The organism is Saccharothrix sp., assembly GCF_031180885.1.
Taxonomy (GTDB): Bacteria; Actinomycetota; Actinomycetes; order Mycobacteriales; family Pseudonocardiaceae; genus Actinosynnema.
Genome location: NZ_JAPSLK010000070.1, coordinates 8,501 through 29,987 on the forward strand (window position 1 = coordinate 8,501; position 21,487 = coordinate 29,987).

17 protein-coding genes and 1 pseudogene are annotated in these 21,487 nt (G+C 72.5%); 8 read left to right on the forward strand and 10 right to left on the reverse strand.

Annotated features, from left to right (window positions below; all coding sequences use genetic code 11):
- Positions 1-285 precede the first annotated feature (285 nt).
- From RIN75_RS39295 to RIN75_RS39310, 4 genes are all read left to right on the forward strand, one after another.
- Complete coding sequence (locus RIN75_RS39295; protein WP_309117192.1) at positions 286-4,308, forward strand: glycohydrolase toxin TNT-related protein; 4,023 nt, start codon at positions 286-288, stop codon at positions 4,306-4,308.
- Positions 4,271-4,738, forward strand: a complete 468-nt coding sequence (locus RIN75_RS39300) for a hypothetical protein (RefSeq protein WP_309117193.1) — start codon at positions 4,271-4,273, stop codon at positions 4,736-4,738. Before RIN75_RS39295 ends, RIN75_RS39300 begins: the two co-directional genes overlap by 38 nt.
- Positions 4,735-6,393, forward strand: a complete 1,659-nt coding sequence (locus tag RIN75_RS39305) for a TNT domain-containing protein (protein ID WP_309117194.1) — start codon at positions 4,735-4,737, stop codon at positions 6,391-6,393. Before RIN75_RS39300 ends, RIN75_RS39305 begins: the two co-directional genes overlap by 4 nt.
- Positions 6,394-6,467: 74 nt before the next feature.
- Positions 6,468-9,635, forward strand: coding sequence for a glycohydrolase toxin TNT-related protein (locus tag RIN75_RS39310; RefSeq protein WP_309117195.1), 3,168 nt, complete (start codon positions 6,468-6,470; stop codon positions 9,633-9,635).
- Here RIN75_RS39310 and RIN75_RS39315 read toward each other — a convergent pair.
- Positions 9,629-10,178 (reverse strand): annotated as a pseudogene (locus RIN75_RS39315) (pentapeptide repeat-containing protein). The gene RIN75_RS39310 and the pseudogene RIN75_RS39315 overlap by 7 nt on opposite strands.
- A gap of 201 nt (positions 10,179-10,379) precedes the next feature.
- On the opposite strand from RIN75_RS39315, the gene RIN75_RS39320 reads away from it, so the two are divergent.
- Together RIN75_RS39320 and RIN75_RS39325 are read left to right on the forward strand one after the other, a co-directional pair.
- Positions 10,380-11,369: a malate dehydrogenase gene (locus RIN75_RS39320; RefSeq protein ID WP_309117196.1), complete on the forward strand. Its 990-nt coding sequence runs from the start codon at positions 10,380-10,382 to the stop codon at positions 11,367-11,369.
- A gap of 69 nt (positions 11,370-11,438) precedes the next feature.
- Positions 11,439-12,254, forward strand: coding sequence for an inositol monophosphatase family protein (locus RIN75_RS39325; RefSeq protein WP_309117197.1), 816 nt, complete (start codon positions 11,439-11,441; stop codon positions 12,252-12,254).
- Here RIN75_RS39325 and RIN75_RS39330 read toward each other — a convergent pair whose 3' ends face one another.
- Positions 12,255-13,157: an NAD-dependent epimerase/dehydratase family protein gene (locus RIN75_RS39330; protein ID WP_309117198.1), complete on the reverse strand. Its 903-nt coding sequence runs from the start codon at positions 13,155-13,157 to the stop codon at positions 12,255-12,257.
- Between the two features lie 88 nt (positions 13,158-13,245).
- On the opposite strand from RIN75_RS39330, the gene RIN75_RS39340 reads away from it, so the two are divergent.
- Positions 13,246-14,265 carry a WHG domain-containing protein gene (locus RIN75_RS39340; protein ID WP_375296082.1) on the forward strand — a complete coding sequence of 340 codons (1,020 nt, stop codon included), beginning with the start codon at positions 13,246-13,248 and terminating at the stop codon, positions 14,263-14,265.
- Between the two features lie 16 nt (positions 14,266-14,281).
- Here RIN75_RS39340 and RIN75_RS39345 read toward each other — a convergent pair whose 3' ends face one another.
- The 6 genes from RIN75_RS39345 to RIN75_RS39370 all read right to left on the reverse strand — a co-directional run bounded on the left by RIN75_RS39345 (position 14,282) and on the right by RIN75_RS39370 (position 18,113).
- Entirely contained in the window at positions 14,282-14,473 is a 192-nt protein-coding gene (locus tag RIN75_RS39345) for a DUF1918 domain-containing protein (RefSeq protein WP_121225142.1), read from the reverse strand.
- A 195-nt stretch (positions 14,474-14,668) separates the two neighbouring features.
- Entirely contained in the window at positions 14,669-15,064 is a 396-nt protein-coding gene (locus tag RIN75_RS39350) for a bacteriophage spanin2 family protein (protein WP_309117199.1), read from the reverse strand.
- A 45-nt stretch (positions 15,065-15,109) separates the two neighbouring features.
- Entirely contained in the window at positions 15,110-16,066 is a 957-nt protein-coding gene (locus RIN75_RS39355) for an ATP-binding cassette domain-containing protein (RefSeq protein ID WP_309117200.1), read from the reverse strand.
- Positions 16,063-16,857 (reverse strand): ABC-2 family transporter protein, encoded by a 795-nt coding sequence (locus RIN75_RS39360; RefSeq protein ID WP_309117201.1) that lies wholly within the window; start codon positions 16,855-16,857, stop codon positions 16,063-16,065. Before RIN75_RS39360 ends, RIN75_RS39355 begins: the two co-directional genes overlap by 4 nt.
- Complete coding sequence (locus RIN75_RS39365; protein WP_309117202.1) at positions 16,850-17,626, reverse strand: ABC-2 family transporter protein; 777 nt, start codon at positions 17,624-17,626, stop codon at positions 16,850-16,852. The genes RIN75_RS39360 and RIN75_RS39365 overlap by 8 nt, the downstream gene beginning before the upstream one ends.
- Before the next feature lie 166 nt (positions 17,627-17,792).
- Positions 17,793-18,113: an ArsR/SmtB family transcription factor gene (locus RIN75_RS39370; RefSeq protein WP_375296083.1), complete on the reverse strand. Its 321-nt coding sequence runs from the start codon at positions 18,111-18,113 to the stop codon at positions 17,793-17,795.
- A gap of 81 nt (positions 18,114-18,194) precedes the next feature.
- On the opposite strand from RIN75_RS39370, the gene RIN75_RS39375 reads away from it, so the two are divergent.
- Positions 18,195-19,385, forward strand: a complete 1,191-nt coding sequence (locus tag RIN75_RS39375) for an MFS transporter (protein ID WP_309117204.1) — start codon at positions 18,195-18,197, stop codon at positions 19,383-19,385.
- Here RIN75_RS39375 and RIN75_RS39380 read toward each other — a convergent pair.
- Together RIN75_RS39380 and RIN75_RS39385 are read right to left on the reverse strand one after the other, a co-directional pair.
- On the reverse strand, positions 19,325-20,788 hold the full coding sequence (locus tag RIN75_RS39380; protein ID WP_309117205.1) for a serine/threonine-protein kinase: 1,464 nt from the start codon (positions 20,786-20,788) through the stop codon (positions 19,325-19,327). The genes RIN75_RS39375 and RIN75_RS39380 overlap by 61 nt on opposite strands.
- A gap of 15 nt (positions 20,789-20,803) precedes the next feature.
- Positions 20,804-21,370: an HhH-GPD-type base excision DNA repair protein gene (locus tag RIN75_RS39385; protein ID WP_309117206.1), complete on the reverse strand. Its 567-nt coding sequence runs from the start codon at positions 21,368-21,370 to the stop codon at positions 20,804-20,806.
- Between the last annotated feature and the right edge of the window lie 117 nt (positions 21,371-21,487).

A 21,487-nucleotide genomic window follows, 5' to 3' on the forward strand; every position in this document is an offset into this window, starting at 1 on the left:
GGTGCGACTCCGACTGGCGGCGCGACCCCGACCGGTGGCGCGACTCCCACCGGTGGGCCGACCCCGACCGGCGGTGCGACTCCGACTGGCGGCGCGACCCCGACTGGTGGGCCTACGGCGACTGGCGGTCCGACTCCCGGCACTGCGCCGGTGGTCGGTGGGCCGGCGGCCGGCGGGTCCGGGGGAGGGGTTGCGGCGACTCCGACCGCGACCGGCCCTGCCGGAACCGGGAGCGGAACCGGTACGTCCGGTGGTCATTCCGGTGCGCCGATGGGTGCGGGTGCGATGGCGCCTCCTCCGATGGGTGCTGCCGGTGGCGGTGCTACCGGTGGTGGCGGTGGTCGGGGGCCTTCCGCTCCGGTCGGTGGTGGGTTCTTCAGCGATCCCAACCCCGGCGGGCGGGACCAGAACAACCGTCCCAACGACTCCACGGGCACCAGTTCGGTCACCGGGATCCCGGCGCAGTCCTATTCGCCGGCACCGCACATCCCGCACCAGAACTCCCCGGTCATGCCCGAACAGCGCGGCCCGGCCACCCAGCAACCAGGCACGCCCCCACCCGGCACCTTCGGCCCCCAGCCAGGCGGTTTCGGGCCACAGCCAGGCGGTTTCGGCCCTCAGCCAGGCGGTTTCGGCCCTCAGCCGGGCGGTTTCGGCCCCCAGCCCGGCCCAGCCGGCCCCCAGCCGACACCCACGCCAACCCCGCGCACCGAATCAACACCCGCCCCGCGCACCGAGACCCCGGCCCCTCGCGGCACGGAAGCCCCGGCCCCTCGCGGTACCGATGCCCCGGCCCCTCGCGGTACCGATGCCCCGGCTGCACGCGGCACGGAAGCCCCGGCCGCTCGTGGCACCCAGAACCCGACGCCCGGCGACACCCCGGCCACCAGCCGTGAAACCCCCGCCGACCGCACCACCCCGGCACCCGAGGCCACCCCGGCACCCGAAGCCACCCCCACCCCCGAGACCCCGGCACCCACCACCGACTCCACACCGGAACCGACCGCCGAAACCACCGCCGAAACCACCGCCGACCCCACCGCCGACCCCACCGCCGACCCCACAGCGGACACCCCGGCGGACACGGTCGGCGAGCCCGGCGACGAGCACTCCCCCGCCGCCGGCCACGCCTGGCCCGAAGACAGCCAACCCACCACCACCCCCGCCGACCCCTTCCCCCACAAGGGAGTCTGGGGCAACCCCGCCGGCGTGGTCCCCGGCTTCTCCCACGACGGCCCCTACCACTCCTTCCACGACAGCACCGGCCCCACGGACCGCGAGGTCGGCACCTACGACCAGCGCGCCGCCGCCATCGTGGAACCCACCTACCAGCCCTACGGCCCCCACGGCAGCTACGAGCCCTTCATCCAGGCGCACTCCAAGCCCGACGGCTCCATCAACTGGCCGCCGAACCAAGGCGCGGACGGCCCCCGGGTCGTGGTCGAACTCCCGGCCGGCACCGTGCTCGACCGGTTCGGCAGCCCCCAGGGCGACTTCCTGTCACCCCTGAACACCGACGGCAACCCGTACGGCTTCGGCGAACGCGCGATCCTCCCGGACAGCCTCGGCAAGGGCTACCACGTCTACGTCCTCGACGCCCCGCTCACCGTCGAGCTCGCCCCCGTCGCCCCGGCCTTCGACCAACTCGGCGGCGCGCGCCAGCTCCAACCCGTCGCGCACCCCGACCTGGTCGACCCGAACACCGGCCAGATGAGCGTCCAGCGGCTGATCGACCTGGGCCTGATGCGCGAGGTGGACGTCCCGCCCGCCGACGGCAAGGTGCTGCCGCCCGACTTCGGCACGTTCGACGAGAACGGCAACGTCCGCACCCCCGACCCGGTCACCGTCGACCAGGCCCGCAACGGCGCGTTCGACGACTACACCCCCCACGAACCCGCACGGGACATCGGCCCGGTCGCCCACCAGGGCCCGATCCCGCTGAACCAGGTCTCCCAACGCGTCGACCAGGCGATCCGCAACAGCCAGGTCACCGACGCCGGCGTCGCCCTGCACACCGAGCCCCACCTCAACGACCTCGCCAGCCGCATCCCGCCCACCGACGGCCACGCGGTCCTCGACATCCACACCGACGGCGACGGCGTCCGCATCGGCGACCGGCACTACACCCGCGCCGAACTCACCGAGCTGATCAACAACCACCCGGACCTCGCGAACCGGCCGCTGGTGTTCGTCGGCTGCGACGCCGCCGCGGGCGGGGAGAACAGCCTCGCCGCGCACGTCGCCCGGGAGACCGGCCAGCCCGTCATCGCCCCGGACCGCCTGGCCTGGTCCGACCAGCACGGCAACCTCTACTCCAGCTCGCCGACCGAGTCCGGCGGCCCGAAGATGCCGCCGGACGGCGGCTGGCACCGGTTCGAACCGGACGGCACGAGCACCCCGGTCGGCGAGAACGGGATGCCGCCGGGCCACGAGCCCAAGGGCGACCCGGCCACCGGCGAGCAAGAGCACCGCGGGCGCCTGGACATCGAGCCCCAGGTGCAAACCCCCTGGCAGGAACCGCAAACGACGCACCGGCAGACCGTCCAGACCACCGAATCGCTGTTCCGCCAAGGCGATCTGCCCCGTGACACCCGCATCGAGGTGCAGAACCCGAACGGCGAGGTCCGCACGGTCGTGCACGTCGACGCCGACGGCAACGTCTTCGTCGACGCCATCGCCCCCAACACCCGGCACGGCGACAACCCGGAGGTCCTGCACCCCGCGCCGAACGCCCACTACCGCGTCGAGACCGGCCACCGGCACGACGTGTTCGTGGCCAACCCGGACGGCACCCGCCAGACCACCACGGACACCATCAAGATCGGCGGCCAGGAGGTCCAGGTCCAGCGCACGGTCCTGATCGACCCGCCGCCGCCCGCCGCCAACGGCCGCGTCACCATCGACCGCGACCACCCGATGGCGCCGAAGCCGGGCGAGGCGTTCACCGCGCGCACGGACCTCCCGCCGGACACCCGGATGGAGGTCTACGACACCGAGGGCAACCACCGCGGCACCGTCCAGACCGACGGCGACGGCCGTCCGAAGTGGATCGCCGCGCCGGACTTCCTCGGCGACACCCGCAACCCCGAGGTGACCAACCCGGTCCCGGGCGCGAACTACAACGTCGACCGCGGCCCGCTGCACCAGGAGTTCACCACCGACGCCAACGGCCACCCGCAGAACGCCGTCGACCGCGTCGAACCGCCCACCGCGCACCAGAAATCGGTCGACGACATCAAGCAGGGCCAGCCGTTCAGCCGACCCGGCCAGGTGCACGACCCCAACACCGAGTACGTCGTCACCGACGAGCACGGCCAGCGCCGCGGCCGGTTCCTCACCGACGACACCGGGCACGTGGTGTTCGAGGAGACCCACTCCGGCCAGCGCAGCCGGGTCAACGCCGAGATCACCCAGGCGCCCGCGCACGCCCAGGTCACCTCGGACGGGTTCTACGGCCTCGGCCGCGCCGAACAACCCACCCGGACCTGGCCCGCACCGGCCAACGAGGTCGAGCTCACCCTGGAACGGGCCAAAGTGGACGGTGAGTACGTCTACTCCGTCAAGGTCACCGGCGACACCTCGTCCTGGACGCCGCAGCAGCACGCGGCGGTCACCCGGCCGTTCGGCAACAGCGACCCGTTCTCCGCCCGCGCGGACCTGCCGCCGGGCACCCGGTTCGTGCTGGACGACCACAAGAACCAGGGCTACGGCACCTTCCAGACCGGCGACGACGGGTCGGTGGGCTTCGCGCACACGTTCCGCCCGTTCAGCCCGGACCTGAACCTGCCGCTGCCCAACGCCGTCCTGGTCGCCGACAACGACATGTGGCGGGGCCGCACCAACCGCGACGGCGAGACGGTCGCCACCACCGGCCGGCCCGACCTGTCCTCCGGCGGCGCGATCCGCCGGGACGGGGCCGCGCAGGTCGAGGTCGGCGCGCACGGCGAGGTCGACGGCAGCGGCAAGAAGCTGTCCGACGGCGGCCACCACCAGGGCAACGAGCTGGGCTTCCCGGGCGAGGCGGCCAACCAGTCCAGCCAGCAGCGCGACCAGAACCAGGGCAACGGCCGGCCCGCGTTCGCCACCGACGAGACGTGGCACCGGATGGAGCGGGACCGGTCGAAGTTCATGAAGGCCGGCGGTACGGTCGAGATCATCGACACCTTCGCCCTGCGCGACCCGCTGACCCGGCACCCGCACACGTACCAGACCCGCTGGCGCGTGACCCGCGAGGACGGCACGACCGAGATCTACGTCAGGAGCTACCCCAATGAGCACAACGCAGCCCTCTGGCCAGCCGGCTTCTGAGCGGCACGACGAGCTGCTCCAGGTCATCGGCGGCCTGCTGCTGGAAGCCGCTCCGGACGGGTTCCGCCGCGTCGACCTGCTGGTGCGGATGACGGTCGCCGTGCAGGACCTCGCGCTGACCGTGTACATGCCGGACGGCTCGACGCCCGAGGTGCTGCCGCCCGAGGGCTTGGCGGAGGCGTTCGCGCAGCTGCGCCAGGCCACCTACCAGCCGGGCCGGGGCGCGTGGTTCTCGTGCCGGTGCGTGGTGAACGCGCCGCTGCGCATCGACATCACCTACAACTTCGACCACGACCCGCAGTTCGACCCGCCGGTGCCCGCCGCGGACTTCGCCCGCGACCTGGCCGCGTTCCCCCGGGACGAGGCGTTCGTTCCGGACTGGCTGCGGGACAAGCTCGCCGAAGCCGCGACCGAGGAGCAGAACGCATGACCGCGCCGCAGTTGGACACCGAGGACCAGAACGCGATCCTCGGCTCCCTGACCACGCTGCTGGTGCAGCGGCTGCGCGGCGACTGGGAGCAGCTGTTCGTCGACTTCCGGATGATCGGCCGGTACCTGGAGGCCGAGGTGTCCGGCCTGACCATGTACGGGTCGTCGTTCCAGTGGCGGCTGCCGGACGAGGCGCTGCCGTTCTTCGTGCAGCTGCGCGAGGGGATGGCGCGGCCGGGCGGCGGCGCGTGGCTGTCCATGAAGTTCCACCTGGTGCACCCGGACACGTACTCGGCGGAGTTCAACCGCGACGCGGAGCCGGACTGGACCTCGCCGCCGGACCCCGAGCACTACGCCCGCGAACTCGAACTCCACCCGAGGGACTCGGTCCCGGCCTGGCTGGCGGAGAAGGCCGGCCTCCCGACCCCCGAGCCCACCGCCGCCCAGGCCGGGGCCGAGCAGGCCGGCGCCGCTCAGCCCGCCGCCGGCGGCCCGGCCGGCGAGTCGGAGGGCGGGACCGCGCGCGAGGCCGACGAGACCTCCGAGCCGCCGACCGCGCAGATCCCGGTGCAGTCCCCGGCCGAGGGTGCCGCCGAGCTGTTCGCCGCGCCGCTGTTCGACGGGCTCGACGCGCAGGGCGTGCCGACCTTCGCCGACCGCCCCCGCCCGCACCCGCAGGAACTCGACGACGTCCTGGCCTACCTGGAGGGCGCGCCGGTCGTCCTGGCCGCCCGCTCCTACGGCAAGGACGTGTTCAAGCCGGACGCCACGCCCGGCGTGCCGCTGTCCTTCCACACCGACGGCACGTGGGTGTGGCCCGGCGGTGTGGCCTACTACCTGCGCAACCACCACGTCCCACCCGTGCCGCAGCTCGTGCAGCACATCCGGGACAACGGCTACGCCGTCCCGCCGGTGTCCCCGGACGCCGAGGCCGCCGCGACCGCCGTCGCCACCGGTCAGGCCGAGAGCGCGCTGCTGCCCCCGTACACCCCGCGCGTGATCACCGACGTCGACCGCCGCGCGCTGGACCAGCTCAAGGCCCGCCTCGACCACTACGGGGTCGCCGAGCACGAGTACGGCCTGGTCGAGCCGCGCCCGGACGCCCTGGTGCTGGAGCCGGCACCCGGCCCGTCCGGTTGGCAGGTCCAGTTCTGGGACTCCAGCCGCGGTCCGCACGGTCGCCCGAAGGTGTACGAGCACGCCGTGGACGCGGCGAAGGTGCTGCTGGCGGAGCTGCTGTGGCGCGACGACCGGGACGCCGAGCGCGCGGGCGGCCGGGCGCAGGTGGTGCAGCCGGTGGCGGACATCCAGCCGCTGCCCGACGAGCCGCCGCTGTCGCTGTTCCGCGACCGGGAGGCGGTCGTGCTGCCCGCGGGGACCGAACTTGATCGATTCGGGGCCGAGGGCGGCAACCTCGTGTACGCGGCGGGCACCCTGTTCGGCAACCGGTCGCTGCCACCGGATTGGCTGAACCGCCGCTACCACGTGTATCGCGTCCAGCAGCCGGTGCCGGCCGTGAAGGGCATCGCGGTGCCGTGGTTCGGGCAGGCCGGCGGCGGCACGGGGTACTTCCTCGTGGCGTCCGTGCGCGACCTGCTGGCCGACGGCCGGCTGGTGGAGATCGCCGAGGCCACGACGCAGCCACCGGCGGTCTAGGGACGGTCGCACCCCGTGGTTCGTCCGTTCGGCGCAACGGGGTCCCGTGCGCGCACGGTGAGTCGCGGGGGAAGATGGTGGGCGTGTCCGAGCCGAAGCCGTTGAACCCGACCGAGCAGGACGCGCTGGTCAAGCAGATCGGCCTCACGCTGATGCGGGCCGCTCCGGAGGACTGGCGCCACGTCACTGCCGAGTACCGGGCCACCGGCCGGTACTTCGAGCTGACCGCCGAGGTGCGGGGAGCGGACGGCGCGCTGCGCGCCTGGCAGCCGCCGCAGGAGGTGGCCGGCCTGTTCGCGCGGCTGCGCGCGGGCATGTACCGGGAAGGGCGGGGGAGCTGGTCCAACGCCCGCTACCAGCTCGACCACCCGTCCAGCTACAACCTCGACTTCGACCGCGCCGAGCCCGCGTGGCAGACGCCACCGCCGCCGCAGGCGTACGTGGACGAGGTGCGCTTCTTCCCGCGCACCGAGGAGAACATCCCGGACTGGCTGCGCCGCCGCCTGGCCGCCCAGCAGCCCGCACCCCAGGCCCCGGCCCACCAGACCCCGCCCGGCCCGGCGCTCCCGGCCCAGCCCGGACCGCCCACGCCTCCCGGCGGCCAGCCCGCACCGGCCCACGACGTCTTCGCGCCCCACGAGCCGCACGCCTTCGACACCCCGGCCCACGAAGCCCACGCCTTCGACCCGCCGGTCCACGAGGCCGAGCCGCACCCCTACGGCGCGCCCCACGAGCCCGTCGAGGAGACCCAGCTCTTCCCGCCACCCCCGCACGAGGCCGCGCTCACCGCCCCCGCCCACGACAGCGCGTCCGCCCACAACAGCGCTCCCGGCCGCGACTTCGGCGCTCCCGGCCGCGAGCCGCGCGACTTCGGCGCTCCCGGCCACGACGCGCGCGACTTCGGCGCTCCGGCCCACGAGCCGCACGACTTCGCCCCCGCACCGCCGGACCCCGGCCACGAAGCCCACGCCCCGGCCCAGCCCGCCCCCGCCGGCCCGTCGACACCCGGCGGCGGCCTGCCCGGTCCTTCGACACCGGGCTCGCCCGCCCCCTCGACACCCGCCCCGGCCGCCCCCTCGACACCCGGTTCGGGCCTGCCCGTGCCACCGCGCGGGTTCCGCACGGCCCGCGTCTTCGACGGCGCGGGACCCGGCGGCCGACCCTCCGTCAACCGCCCGCCCGTCCCCGACGGCGAGCGCGAGCTGCTGCTGAGCTACCTCGACCGCGCGCCCGTCGCGGTGATCGGGCGCGGCTTCGACGCCGACGTGCTCAACCCCGACGCCCCCGCCGTCGTGCCGGTCGCCTTCCAGACCGACGGCCACTGGATCTGGCCCGCCGCCGTCGGCTACTACCTGCGCGCGTACGGCGTGCCGCCCGAGCCCGAGCTGGTGGAGCGGGCCAAGGCCAACGACTACGTCCTGCCCGAGGTCCCCGAGGACGCCCGCGTCGCCGCCGCCGCGAACCTCGGCGCACCCGCCGCGCCCCGCGACACCGCGCTGCCCGTGGCCGACGTCCCCGAGCCGTTCGAGGCGTTCGCCGAGCAGGAGCCGGTGGAGGTCGCCACGACCGTCGCCACCCCGCTCCCCGAGCTGCCGGACGAGCCCGCCGAGCAGCCCCAGCGCGCCGACGTCGAGGAGACCGCGAACCTCACCGAGCTGCGCTCCGACCGCGTCGAGTTCGCCGACAGCGGCCCGCCCTACCGGGTGCGGTTCGAGGAGGACGGCCCGGTCATCGACGACCGGTACCGCCGCGAGTCCTATGTGGACGGCATGGACCTCTTCGCGCCCGCCCAGTACGACCGGGACGCCGAGGAGGTCGAGACCACCCAGGCGTGGAACCCGTTCGCCGAGGAGGAGCCGGAGCCCGAGCCCGCCGAGGAGACCGCGGAGGTGGAGGTCGTCACCGGCGAGCCCGCCGCCGAGGAGCGGGTCGAGGAGGAGCCGGAGTACGCCGAGGAGCCCGTCGCCGAGGTCGAGGAGGACCGGGCCGAGCCGGTCGAGGCCGCCGAGGAGACCACGGAGTTCGACCAGTTCCACGACGAGGACCGGTACGAGCAGCCCCGGTTCGAGCAGCCGGACCGGTTCGACGACGAGCAGTTCACCGAGGAACAGCCCCGCTTCGAGGACCCCGAGCAGTCCCGCTTCGAGGACCAGCCCCAGGCCCGTTTCGAGGACCAGACCACAGCGCACTTCGAGGACCAGGGGCACTTCGAGGACCAGGGGCACTTCGAGGACCAGGCCCGCTTCGAGGAGCCCGAGCCCGAGCCGGTCGAGCCGCGCCAGGTCACGCCGGAGGAGGACCAGCAGCTCGCCGGTGTCCGCCGCGCGCTGGACGAGCTGGACGTGCCGCCCGCCGCGTACCGGTTCGGCGAGCCCGCCGACCGCACGTGGGTGCTGCGCACGGAGGGCCCGGACTGGGAGGTCTCCTGGTTCGACCACGGCCCGACCAACCCGGTCCGCTTCGACCGCGTCGAGGACGCCGCCGCCTACCTGATCGGCAAGCTCGTCCTCACCGGCCGCCGCACCCCGCGCCCGATGCCCCCGCCGCCCCCGCGCCCCCAGCCCCCGCGCCCACCCCTGAACGGCGAGCCCTTCCACGACGAGCCCCACCGTCCCCCGGCCGAGGGTTTCCGCGAGGAGCCCCACCGCCCGCCGGTCGAGGGTTTCCGCGAGGAGCCCCACCGGCCGCCGGTCGAGGGTTTCCGCGACGAGCCACACCGGCCGCCGGCCGAGAACTTCCGCGAGGAGCCGATCCGGCAGCCCATGAACGGCGAGGCGTTCCGCGAGGACCGCCCACCCCTGAACAACGGCTTCCGCGAAGAACCCCCGCGCCGCCCGACCCCGCCGCCCGCGCCGCCGCAGCAGGAGGCCCCCAAGCCCGCCTCCCGCCAGTGGCCGATCACCCCGCTCAACGGCGAACCCCCGCTCACCCTCTTCCGCCACAAGAAGATGGTCGAGCTGCCCTCGGGCATGGAGGTCGACCGCTTCGGCGACGGCTCCGGCAACCTCGTCTACGTCGCCGGCACCCCGTTCCCGGAGCGCTCACTGGTCCCGTCGTGGATCAACCGCCCGTACCGGGTCTACCGCCTGCGCCGCCCGGTCGAGGTGCTGACCGGCGTCGCGGTGCCGTGGTTCGAGCAGCCCGGCGGCGGCACCGCCTACCTGCTGCCCAAGTCCGTCGACGACATGATCGCCGACGGGGTCCTGGTGGAGGTCGCCAACCAGGAGGCCCCGACTCACTGAACGCGGAGGCCGTGGGCGCAGGCGTTGGCGATCGCCAGCTCGACGTCGACCACGGCACCGCGCAGCGACGCGGCCACCAGCCCGTTGGCGTCCACCCGCGCCCCGCGCAGGTCCGCGCCCTCGAACGCGCACCCGCGCAACCGGGCGCCGGTCAGGTCGGCGTCCCGGAGGTCCGCGTCGCGCAGGCCAGCCTCCTCCAGGTTGGCCTCGCGCAACCTCAGCCCGCGCAACGACCTTCCGCAACCGCGCCCGCGACAGGCCGGCCAGCGTGAGATCGCTCTCGACCAGCTCCACGGGCCGCAGCACGCAGTCCACGAACACCGACCCCAGCCACGTACGTGCACCCGTGAAGGTCGCCGACGCCAGCGTGGCACCCCGGAATGTGCAAGACCGGAACGCGGAAGCGGAGTGCTCGGACGCCCCCGGGTCGGTGCGCTCGAACGTGCACTGGGTGAACGTGCACCCCGCCGTCACCAGCCGCCGCAGGTCGGCATCGGTGAAGTCGCACCGCTCGAACGCCCGCCCCTCCCACCGCTGCCCCATGAGGTTCGCGTCGCTGAAGTCGTCCCCCACGATGATGTCCACTGTCACACTTTGTCATCGTTCGCCGGTTGGTAACCTCACCGCGTCGGGCAAACCGCCCGATGCGCCGGTCCCGGAGTAGAGACCGCCGCTGACAGGTGCTGCCTGCCTAGTGGTCGTGCCCGGGGACTGAAGCCGTCAGATCGTCATTCGGGAAGGCTCATGACCCGCACGCCCGTGAACGTCACCGTCACCGGTGCGGCCGGCCAGATCGGCTACGCACTGCTGTTCCGCATCGCCTCCGGCCACCTGCTGGGCCCGGACGTCCCGGTCCGCCTGCGCCTGCTGGAGATCCCGCAGGCCGTCAAGGCCGCCGAGGGCACCGCGATGGAGCTGGACGACTGCGCCTTCCCGCTGCTGTCCGGCATCGACATCACCGACGACGCCAAGACGGCGTTCGACGGCGTGAACATCGCCCTGCTGGTCGGCGCCCGCCCGCGCACCAAGGGCATGGAGCGGGGCGACCTGCTGGAGGCCAACGGTGGCATCTTCAAGCCGCAGGGCGAGGCCATCAACGCGGGCGCGGCGGACGACGTGCGCGTGCTGGTCGTCGGCAACCCGGCCAACACCAACGCCCTCATCGCCCAGCAGCACGCGCCGGACGTCCCGGCCGAGCGCTTCACCGCGATGACCCGCCTCGACCACAACCGCGCCCTGTCGCAGCTGGCCAAGAAGCTGGGCGTGTCGGTCACCGACATCAAGAAGCTCACCATCTGGGGCAACCACTCGGCGACCCAGTACCCGGACCTGTTCCACGCGGAGGTCAACGGCCAGGTCGCGGCGCAGGCCGTGAACGACCAGGACTGGCTGGAGAACACCTTCATCCCGACCGTCGCCAAGCGCGGCGCGGCGATCATCGAGGCGCGGGGCGCGTCCTCGGCGGCGTCGGCGGCCAACGCGGCGATCGACCACGTGTACTCGTGGGTCAACGGCACCCCCGAGGGCGACTGGACGTCGGCGGCGGTCGTGTCCGACGGCTCCTACGGCGTGCCGGAGGGCCTGATCTCCTCGTTCCCGGTCGTCTCCGAGGAAGGCCGCTACGAGATCGTCCAGGGCCTGGAGATCGACGACTTCTCCCGCGCCCGCATCGACGCCTCCGTGGCCGAGCTGGTCGAGGAGCGCGACGCGGTGAAGGCCCTCGGCCTGATCTGAGTCCCGGCTTCGGAACAGCCCCCGTGCCTACCCGGCCACGGGGGCTGTTCTTCGGGCAAGCTGGCACCCGTGACCAAGAACCCGTGGCCCGTCCCGCAGCCCGAGTTGTCGCCGACCACCCACCCCGCCCTCGCCGCCACCGCACGGGCCGCCGCCCGCGCCTACCAGGCGGCGCGAACCGCCCACACCCGCGCTGAGCTGCGCGAAGAGGTGGCGGGCGGTGCGGACGGCACGCCCACCATGCGGGTCGACGCCATCGTGGAAGCCGCGATCGCCGAGGCCGCCGCCGAGGCGGGCGCGAACCTCCTGTCCGAGGAAGCCGGGTTCGTGGACAACGGCTCGGCCGCGACCCTCGTCATCGACCCGGTGGACGGCTCCGCCAACGCCGCGCTGGGCGTGCCGCTGTCGTGCTTCGCGGGTGCTCTGGTTATCGACGACCAGCCCGTCGAGGCTCTGACCGTCTGGTTCGACACCGGCCGGGCGTGGTCGGCGAAGGCCGGCGAGCCAACCCCGTTCCGCACGTCCGGCCGCACGGTGTTGAAGGGCGCGTCGGTGTGCTTGATGCGGCCCAAGCGCGGCACCGAGGACGCTTGGATGCGCATAGCCAACGCTGCCGACCGCATTCGGGTGCTGTGCACGACGTGCCTGGAGACCATGCTCGTCGCGGAGGGTTCGGTGGACGCCTTCGCCGACCCGGGCTCGGACACCCACCGCCTGATGGACCTGATCGCCGCTCTGGTGACGGTGCCGGCAGCGGGTGGCGCACTGCTCGACCTGCACGGCCGGCCGTTGACGTTCTCCCTCGACCTGACCCGCCGGTGGTCCGGCATCGCGGCGGCGACCCCCGCCCTGGCCGACGAGCTGATCAGCACCATCCTCGGCTGATCAGCGGTACCACTCGACGGTCTTGGCGATCGCCTCCTCGTGCGGCGTGACCGGCATGGGTCCGAAGGTGTTCTCGAACGCCGAGTGGTCCACCACCCACGGCTTCGTGCGCTGGTGGGCCAACTCGCCCATGCCCCGCACCCGCTTGTCGAACAACGCCATGACCTGCACAGCCGCGTGCGGCAGGGCCATCGGCTTGGCCTTCTTGCCAACGACCTTGCCGGCCAGGGCGATGAACTCGCGGACGGTCAACGTCTCCGCGGCCGGCGTGTGCCAGACGCGGCCGTCCGCCCGGGGGTCGTCGCCGAGCAGGACCTGGGCGCGGGCCGTGTCGGCGAGGTAGGCGAAGGTGTGGCGGACGTCCAGCGCGCCGAACCAGAACGGCTGCCGGCCCGCGGCCAGCGGCTTGAGGATCAGCTCGCCGGGCAGGGAGCCGATGCCGCCGGGGCCGTAGTAGTCGCTCGACCGGGCCAGGACCACCGGTACGGGGGCGGCGAGCAGGCGTTTGCCGAGGGCGCTGCGGAGCTTTTCCTTGGTGCCGACCGGGCGCTCCGGTGTGTTCTCGTCGAACGGCTCGGGCACGGGGCCGTACGAGTACAGGTTGTCCGCCAGGACCAGCTTCGCGCCGGCGGACTCGGCGGCGGCGACGGCATTGTCGAACATCGTGGGCAGCATGGCCGCCCAGCTCGTGTAGGGCACGTTGGCGGCCATGTGGATCACCGACGCGCCGGCCGCCGCCTTGATCGCCGACTCCCGGTCCATCAGGTCGGCCCGCACGTCCTCCGCCCCCTCGGGCACACCGCCCGATCGGGTGACACCGCGCACCTCGCGGCCGTCCTCCACGAGCTGCCGGGTGATCTCGTGCCCGATGCCCCGACCTGCGCCCAGCACCACGACGGTCATGTGAACCCCTTACACCGCTGATGACTTCTAACTTGTGTTAGAAGTTCTAACACAAGTTAGAGTGCCTTCTCAAGGAGGTGGCGGGGACGTGGTCAACACGAGGCGCGCGAAGTACCGCGAGGAGACCAAGGAGGAGGCCAAGCGCATCGCCCTGGAGCAGTTGGCGGAGCTGGGCGTCGAGGGGATCTCGGTCAACGCCATCGCCAAGCGCATGGGGGTGACCGGTCCGGCGCTCTACCGGTACTTCAAGAACCGCGACGAGCTGCTGAACGACCTGGTCAGGGACGCGTGGAGCGATCTCGCGGACCAGGTGGAGGGGTCCGTGGCGAGGACGGTGGGCAGGCCACACCGCGAGCGGGTGCACGGCTTCGCCGGAGCGTTCCGGGCCTGGGCGCTGGACCAGCCGCACCGCTACCTGCTGCTGTTCGGCACGCCCCTGCCGGGCTACCACGCACCGCAGGACACGATCGCCCTCGCGCACCGCACGATGAGCGCGTTCCTGGCCGTGCTGGCCGAGGGCGCGGCCGACCACGGCCCGGTCGACCACTCCTGGCAGGCCGCCGACCGGGCGGGCGACCGGCCACGGCGGACCTCGGACCGCGAGCCGATCGACCGGTCCTGGCAGGCGGCGAACGCCGCGCCGGTCGACTCGTCCCAGCAGGCGCCGGGCACCCCCTCGGGGGAGACGGCGGACACCGCGCCTGCCGACCCGTCGTCGCACGCGGCGGACCGCGCGCCGGACGACGGGCTGTCGCAGGCGGGTCCCGCGCCGGACGACGGGCTGTCGCAGGCGGGTCCCGCGCCGGGCGACCGGTCGTCGCAGGCGGCGGACCGCGCGCCACTCGACCCGTCGTCGCAGGACTCAGCTCGCGTGCCGGGTGACCGGTCGGTGCCGGCCGCCGACCTCACCTTCGCCGAGCAACTCCAGGCCTGGGCGCGGTCGCGCGGGGAGCGGGGGTTGCACCACGCCGTCCTGCTGACCGGACTGCGCGCGTTCACCCGGCTGCACGGCGTGCTCAGCTTGGAGGTCGCGGGCCAATTCGGGCCGATGGGATTCGACCCGGCGCTCCTGTACCGCGCCGAGGTGGAGTCGTTGTTGTCGGACTAGCTCCGATCAGCGGCAGCTAGTCGCCGGTCCGGGGCTCGACCAGGCAGTCGGGGCCGGGGTAGACCAGCCCCTCGTGCCCGTCGGAGAAGCGGACCAGGTACGGGGGCGCACCCTCCTCGCCACGCACTTCCAGGATCTCGCCGACGCGCTCGTCGAGACCCACAGCGCGGCTGTGGACGTGCAACCGGTCGCCTACTGTCGCGTGCATCTGCAACACCTCCGGTGCATCACAGCGTAGGACGCATCCGAAGGTACCGACAGCCTGGCGTTTCCGCTCAGCCGAAAGCCTCCCAACCGAAAGCCTCCCAACCGAAAGCCTCCCAACCGAAAGCCTCCCAACCGAAAGCCCTTCAGCCGAAAGCCCCTCAGCCGCCAAAAAGCCCCTCAGCCGCCGAAAAGCCGCTCAGCCGCAAGCCTGGGACAGCTTGTTCACCGTCTCCAGCTTCTTCGACGTCCACTCGGCGAGCTTGGCCGGGTCGAGGTCGTTCACGGTCAGCTGGCTCATGGTGTCCGAGACGCCGGTGATGGCGTCCTTGAGCGTGGCGTCACCGGCCTTCGCGGCCAGCTTCTCCAGCTCCTCGGCCTTCGCCTGGGTCTCCTGGACGGCCTTCTGCGGGTCGGCGGCGTTCGGGGTGAAGCCGGCGAGCTTGAGCGCATCCAGGCACAGCTGCGCCTTGTCGGCGGCCTGGCCGACCGAGTTCGCGGTGTCCTGCGCCTGCTGCACGGCTTCGCACCCGGACACCGCGCCGACGAGCCCCAGTGCCAGCAGGATGGTGGCGACCGGACGACCTGCGCGCATGTGAACTCCCGTGTGTTAGGTGGTGCGTGACCGTTTCGCCCGACTCTACCGACGTGCGTACAGCCGGCGCACCACATCGTCGATCTCGGGCTCCTCGACCACGAGATCGTGCACGTCGGCCTGAGCCGCGACGGCGGCGATCACGGCCGCGGCCGTCGTCTCGTCCTTGCGGAACGTGAGGTGTTGTCGCAACCCGCCCAACTCAATGCGCACGTCCACGACACCCCGGATGCCGGTCAGCGGCTCGGAAGGTTTCTCCAGGTCCACGACCAGCACCCGCTCCGGCACGACCTCCGCCCGCAACGCCTCCAGCGGGCCGTCGGCGAGCACCGTGCCGCGGTCGATCACCACCAGGCGCGGGCACAGCCGTTCGATGTCGTCCAGGTCGTGGGTGGTGAGCAGGAGGGTGGTGCCGCGCTGCGCGTTCAGGTCGGCCAGGAACTCGCGCAGGCGTTCCTTGGACTCCAGGTCCAGCCCGATCGTCGGCTCGTCCAGCACCAGCAGCTCCGGGCCGTGCAGCAGGGCCGCGGTGACCTCGCCGCGCATCCGCTGGCCCAGCGACAGCTGCCGCACCGGCCGGTCGAGGAAGCCGGACAGGTCCAGCAGCTCGACGCACTCGGCCAGCCGGCGGGCGTGGTCGCGGGCGTCCACCCGGTAGATCGAGCGCAGCAGGTCGAAGCTGTCCCGCAGCGGCAGGTCCCACCACAGCTGGCTGCGCTGCCCGAACGCCACCCCGATCCGCCGCGCCAGGTCCCGCCGGGCGCGGGACGGGTCCACGCCCGCCACCCGCACGTGCCCGGAGGTCGGCACGAGGATGCCGGTGAGCATCTTGATCGTGGTGGACTTGCCGGCGCCGTTGGGCCCGACGTAGCCGACGGCCTCGCCCGCGGCGACGTCGAAGCTGACCGAGTCGACCGCGCGGACCTTCGTCCGGGCCCGGCGCAGCCGCCCGACCTTGGTGGTGACGGTGAACTCGCGGCACAGCTCGCGGACCTCGATCATGACCCGGTCCCTCGGTAGTGGCGAACGGCGAACCGCCACACCAGCCCCGCGCCGACGGCGGCGGCCAGTGCGACCAGCGGTGAGATCCAGCCCAGGAACGCGGGACCGCCCAGCGGGTCGTCCCGGCCGAGCAGGGCGAGCCCGGGGTAGTAGGCGACGAACGCGCCGGGCACGACGAACGCCATGAGCCGGCGCAGCCACCCCGAGTACACGGTGACGGGGTAGGAGGTGAACGCGTTGCTGCCGTAGGTGACGCTGTTGGCCAACTCCTGCCCCTCGACCAGCCAGAAGCACACCGCGCACGCCACCACCCACACCGAACCGAAGATCACCGCGCCCGCGAGCGGTGCCGCGGCGGCCAGCGCGACCTTCGCCGGTGTCCACGCGATGTCGTTGTGGCTGAGGGCGTAGGCCATGGCGGCGAGGCCGAACAGGGTGCGGCCGATGCGCTTGAGGCGGATGTCCGCGACCATCACCTGCGGCAGGGTGCCCAAGGGGCGCAACAGGAGCATGTCGAACGAGCCGGCGCGGATGTAGTTCGGCAGCTCGTTCAACTGGCCCGCGGTGAGGTCGGCGAGGCCGAACGCGGTCGACGAGATCGCGTACATGAGGATCACCTCGTGGACCTCGAACCCGCCCAACGCCGTGACGTGGCTGAACAGGATCGTGATCGCGGCGAGTTCGATCGCCTGCACCAGGGCCTCGGCGAAGACCTCGATCGTGAAGGAGGTCCGGTACGAGAACTGCCCGCGGAGTCGTGCGACCAGCAGCCGTGCGTAGGTCTCAACCACCTTGGACCACCACCTTCCGCACCGCTCGCGAGAGCACGAGGTTCCCGGCAGCCAGCACGACGACGGCCCAGAACGCTTGCAGGGCAAGGACGGTCCACTGTGGACCTTGTTCGAGGAAGACGTCGATCGGCGCTTGGATCAGGTAGGGGAAGGGCGTCGCCCAGAGGACGTCCCGCGCCCACTCGGGCATGAACGCGAGCGGCACGATCAACCCGCACAGCAGGCCGCTGGAGACCTCGTACATGTTGCGCACGCCCCGGCTGTCGAGCAGCCAGAACGTGGTGCAGTTGAGGATGAACCGCATCCCGAAGCTGATGACCAGCGCCAGCACGGCACTGACCGCGAACAGCGGCCACGTGTGCGGTTCGGGCCAGCGGAAGGGGAAGAACAACGCCCCGATCGCGACCGGCGGCACGAGCCGGACCACCGCGGCGTAGGCGGCCCGCCCGACGTCCTCGGCCAGCAGTGCGGCTTGCAGGTGCCACGGGCGGTAGAGGTCGACGACGACGTCACCGGTGCGGATGCGTTCGGACAGCTGGGATTCGCCCCACAGCACGACGAACGCGAGCAGTCCTTGGCCGAGCCACACGTAGGTGACGGCGGAGGCGGCGTCGTAGCCGGCGACCGGTGCGGCGCCGACCGCGGCGACGAGGACGGCGGTGCGGAGCATGCCGAAGACGACGTTCGCGGTGAGCCCGGCGAACATCGCTTGGCGGTAGGTGGAATAGCGGCGGAATCCGGCGAGCGCGAGATGCACGTAGGCGCGCACGTCTTACGACCCTAGGCCCGCTCGCAACCGGATTTCCCCGCCCACCCGGCCCGGTTCGGCTCGGTCCCGCTCGGCCCGGCTTGGCCTGGCCCGGCTTGGCCCGCCCTAGCCTCGCTCGGCCCGGCCCGCGGGCGTGTTCTTGCCGGGCGTTGCTCGGCGTCCGCTGCTACCGGGGCGCGGCGAGGATTCCGTCGAGCAGGCCGGGGTAGAGGGCGTCGAGGTCGTCGCGGCGCAGGGTGCTGATCCGGGCCGTGCCGCGCGGCTGCACGCGGACCACGCCGGCCTCGCGGAGCGTGCGCACGTGGTGGGTCAGGGTCGACGCGCTGATGCCCAGGTCCAACTGCACCCCGCAGGACAGCCCCTCGTCGGCCTGCGCCAGCTCGCGCACGATGTGCAGCCGGATCGGGTCGGCCAGGGCGTGGAGCACCGCCGCGATCCGGATCTCGTCGCGCTCGGGGTGCGGCAGCACTGCGGTCATGCGTCCCATCCTACGATACTTATCGAAGTTCGATGGAATTCGTAGTACGGTTCCCGTCGAAACATCACGCGATCGGGGGAACCTCACCTCATGTCTGCCCGCACCTACCTGCTCACCGTTGGTGCGTTCACCATCGGCACGAGCGGGTACATCGTGTCCGGCGTCCTGCCCGCCGTGAGCCACGAGCTGAACGTCTCGCACGCCACCGCAGGCCAACTGCTCACCGCGTTCGCCATCGCCTACGCGATCTCGTCACCCCTGCTCGCCGCGCTCACCGGCCGGTGGGAACGCCGCACGCTGCTGGTCGCCGCGCTCGCGGTGTCCGCCGCGGGCAACCTGCTCGCCGCGTTCGCCCCGAACTACCCGTTGCTGCTGGTGGCGCGGGTGGTCAGCGCGCTGGGCGCGGCGGTCTTCACGCCCGGCGCGACGCTGGTCGCCACCGTGCTGACGCCGCCCGACCAGCGTGGCCGGGCCGTGGCGCTGGTGTTCGGCGGGTTGACGTTCTCGCTGGTCCTGGGCGTGCCGGCGGGCAACCTGCTGGGTGAGCCGTTGGGCTACCGGGGCGTGTTCGGGCTGATCGCGGGCGTGACGGCGCTGGCCGCGGTGGCCGTGCGGATCGGGCTGCCGCGGGTCGAGGCGCCGCCGGTCGTGGCCCTGCGCGAGCGGTTCGCACCCGCCGCGGACCGCCGTGTGATCACCGTGCTGGTGCTGACCGTGCTGGCGTGCTTGGCCGTGTTCAGCGTGTTCAACTACATCGCCCCCCTGCTGACCGCGACCGCGCACGTCGACGGCCTCGCGATCAGCCTGCTCCTGGTCGCGTACGGGGTCGGTGGCGTGTTCGGCAACTGGGCGGGCGGCCGGATGACCGACCGGTTCGAGACCCGGCGGGTGCTGATCGTGCTGTTCAGCGCGTTCACCGTGGTCCTGGCGACCTTGCCGCTGACCATGACCACGGTGCCCGGGGCGGCGATCGCGTTGTTCCTGTGGGGCGCGCTGACGTGGTCGGCCAACCCGCCGATCCAGGCGTGGCTGATCGAGCCGGCGCCGGAGAACAGCGGTTTGCTGTTGTCGCTCAACGCGTCCGCGATCTACCTGGGGGTCGGGCTGTCGGGCGTGGTCGGCGGCCTGGTGATCAGCCGGGTCGGGCTGCTGCCGCTGGCGCCGATCGCGGCGGTGCTGTCCGTTGTCGCGCTGGTGCTGGTGGTGTTCGCGCTCCGGCCTCAGGAGCCGAAGGCGCTGGTGGTCGTCTCGCCGAGTTCGGGGTCTTTGGCGAAGCAGTGAAAGTAGCCGCGGTCGCCTTCGGTGAAGGCGATGGCGGTGATCTCCCAGTTGGTGGTGTCCACGGTCGGCCGCGTGTTGGCCTTCATCGCGTCGGCCGTGCACACCCCCTTGACCTCGGGCGCTTTGACCAGTTCCTCGTTGTCCACCTGCGGGACCGCTCCGGACAGCCACCCGCCCGCGAACGCTTCCCAGAAGTGCGGGATCGAGCAGTCGGCGGCGCGCCGGGCGGTGGACGCTTTGCCGCCGACGGAGTTGATGCCGTGGTAGCAGGTGGGTTCGGCGACGCAGTAACCGGTGTCGCACGCTTTCAACCGCGGCGGCGGCTCGACGCTCTTCTGGCCGCTGGTCCCGCCGGGCTTGGCACCGGCCGCAGTGGTGTTGGTGTCCTTGGACACCCACCACCACGCCCCCACCGCCACGACGGCCGCCACCACCGCAGCCCCCACCACCACGGCCCACGGCTTCTTGCCGGACGCCTTCTGCCGCGGCCCCTGCACCGACTCCGCCCGCGGCCCCGACACCTGTGGTGCCGGCCCGTTCTGCGGCCATGCCACCTGCTGCCTCGGCACCGGTTCCGGAACAGGCGAAACCCGCAACTCGTCCCGTGATTGGCCTTTCAACTCGTCCCTCAACTGGGCGGCTGAGGGTGTCCGGTAGGCGATGTCCGGGGTGAGCGCCCGCACCAGCGTCTCGTGCAGGTCCCGGGGCACCCCCGCCACCACCGGCACCGGCGACCGCAACACCTCGCCCAAGTGGTCGAAGGACTCGATCGGCCAGGGGACCGGCCGGGGCGGCTTGCCCGCCAGCAGGTCGTACAACGTGGCGGCGAGCGCGTAGACGTCGGCGGCCGGCGTCGGCTGGGCCATCGCAAAGGCCTCGGGCGGCGCATAACTGGGGCTCAGCGCATCCCGCGTGACCGTCGACCCACCCTCGGCGTCCAACAGCGCCGCCAGCCCGAAATCGGCCAACTTGGCCGTGCCGTACCGGTCGATGAGGATGTTGCCGGGCTTGATGTCCCGGTGCAGCACCCCTTCCGCGTGCGCCGCCGCCAAAGCGTCGGCCAACTGCACACCCAACTGCCGCACCCGTTCAGCCGGCAGGGGTCCTTCCCGCCGCACGAGGTCCGACAGCGACCCGCCCGTGCACAGCTCCATGACCAGGTAGGGCGTGCCCTGCGGGGTGATGTCGGCGGCGTGCACGGCCACCACGTGCGGGTGCCCGGACAACCGGGCGGCGGCGTGCGCCTCCCGCAGAAACCGCCGCCGGTCGCGGTCGGTCTGCAACACCCGGTTGTCGATCTTGACCGCGACGTCCCGGTTCAACTGCACCTGGCGGGCGCGGTACACGGTGGCGAACCCGCCCTGCCCCAACGGTGTGAGGTCGGCCAACCCCGGCAACTGCACGCCGGGACTCTAACCTCACCCCTTGGCCGCAGCCTTGGCCGCCTTCTTGAACTCCCGCACCTGGCCGAGCGACACGGAGTCCACGACGTCGGCCACACTCCGCCGACTACCGACCTCCCCGTATGCCCCAGCCGCCTCCCGCCACCCCTCGGGCTCCACCCCGAACTGCTTGCCCAGCAACGCCAAGAAGATCCGCGCCTTCTGGTCCCCAAACCCGGGCAACGCCTTCAACCGCTTGACGACAGCCTTCCCGTCCCCGTCCGCCCAGATGCGCGAGACGTCCCCGCCATACTCCTCGACAACCGCCCGAGCCAACGCCTGCACCCGCTTGCCCATCGACCCCGGGAACCGGTGCACCGCGGGAGGCGTGGCCATGAACCCCGCGAACTCCTCCTCATCCGCCTCAGCCACCAGCTGCGGCGACCACCCACCCATCCGCTCAGCCAACACCTTGGGCCCGCTGAACGCCTTCTCCATGGGGATCTGCTGGTCCAGCAACATGCCGACGAGCAGGGCGAACATGTCCGTGGCCAACAGCTCGTCGGCCTCCGGGTTCTGGGCCAAGCACACCTTCCGGGTCATGCGGTCATCGTCGCACGTCGGGGCCGAGTGCGACGGGTGAGCGGTCAGACCTGGCCGACGAAAACGGCTTTGTCGGCGCCGAAGGTGGGTTGGAGGGTGATCTGGAGTTCGCCGGGC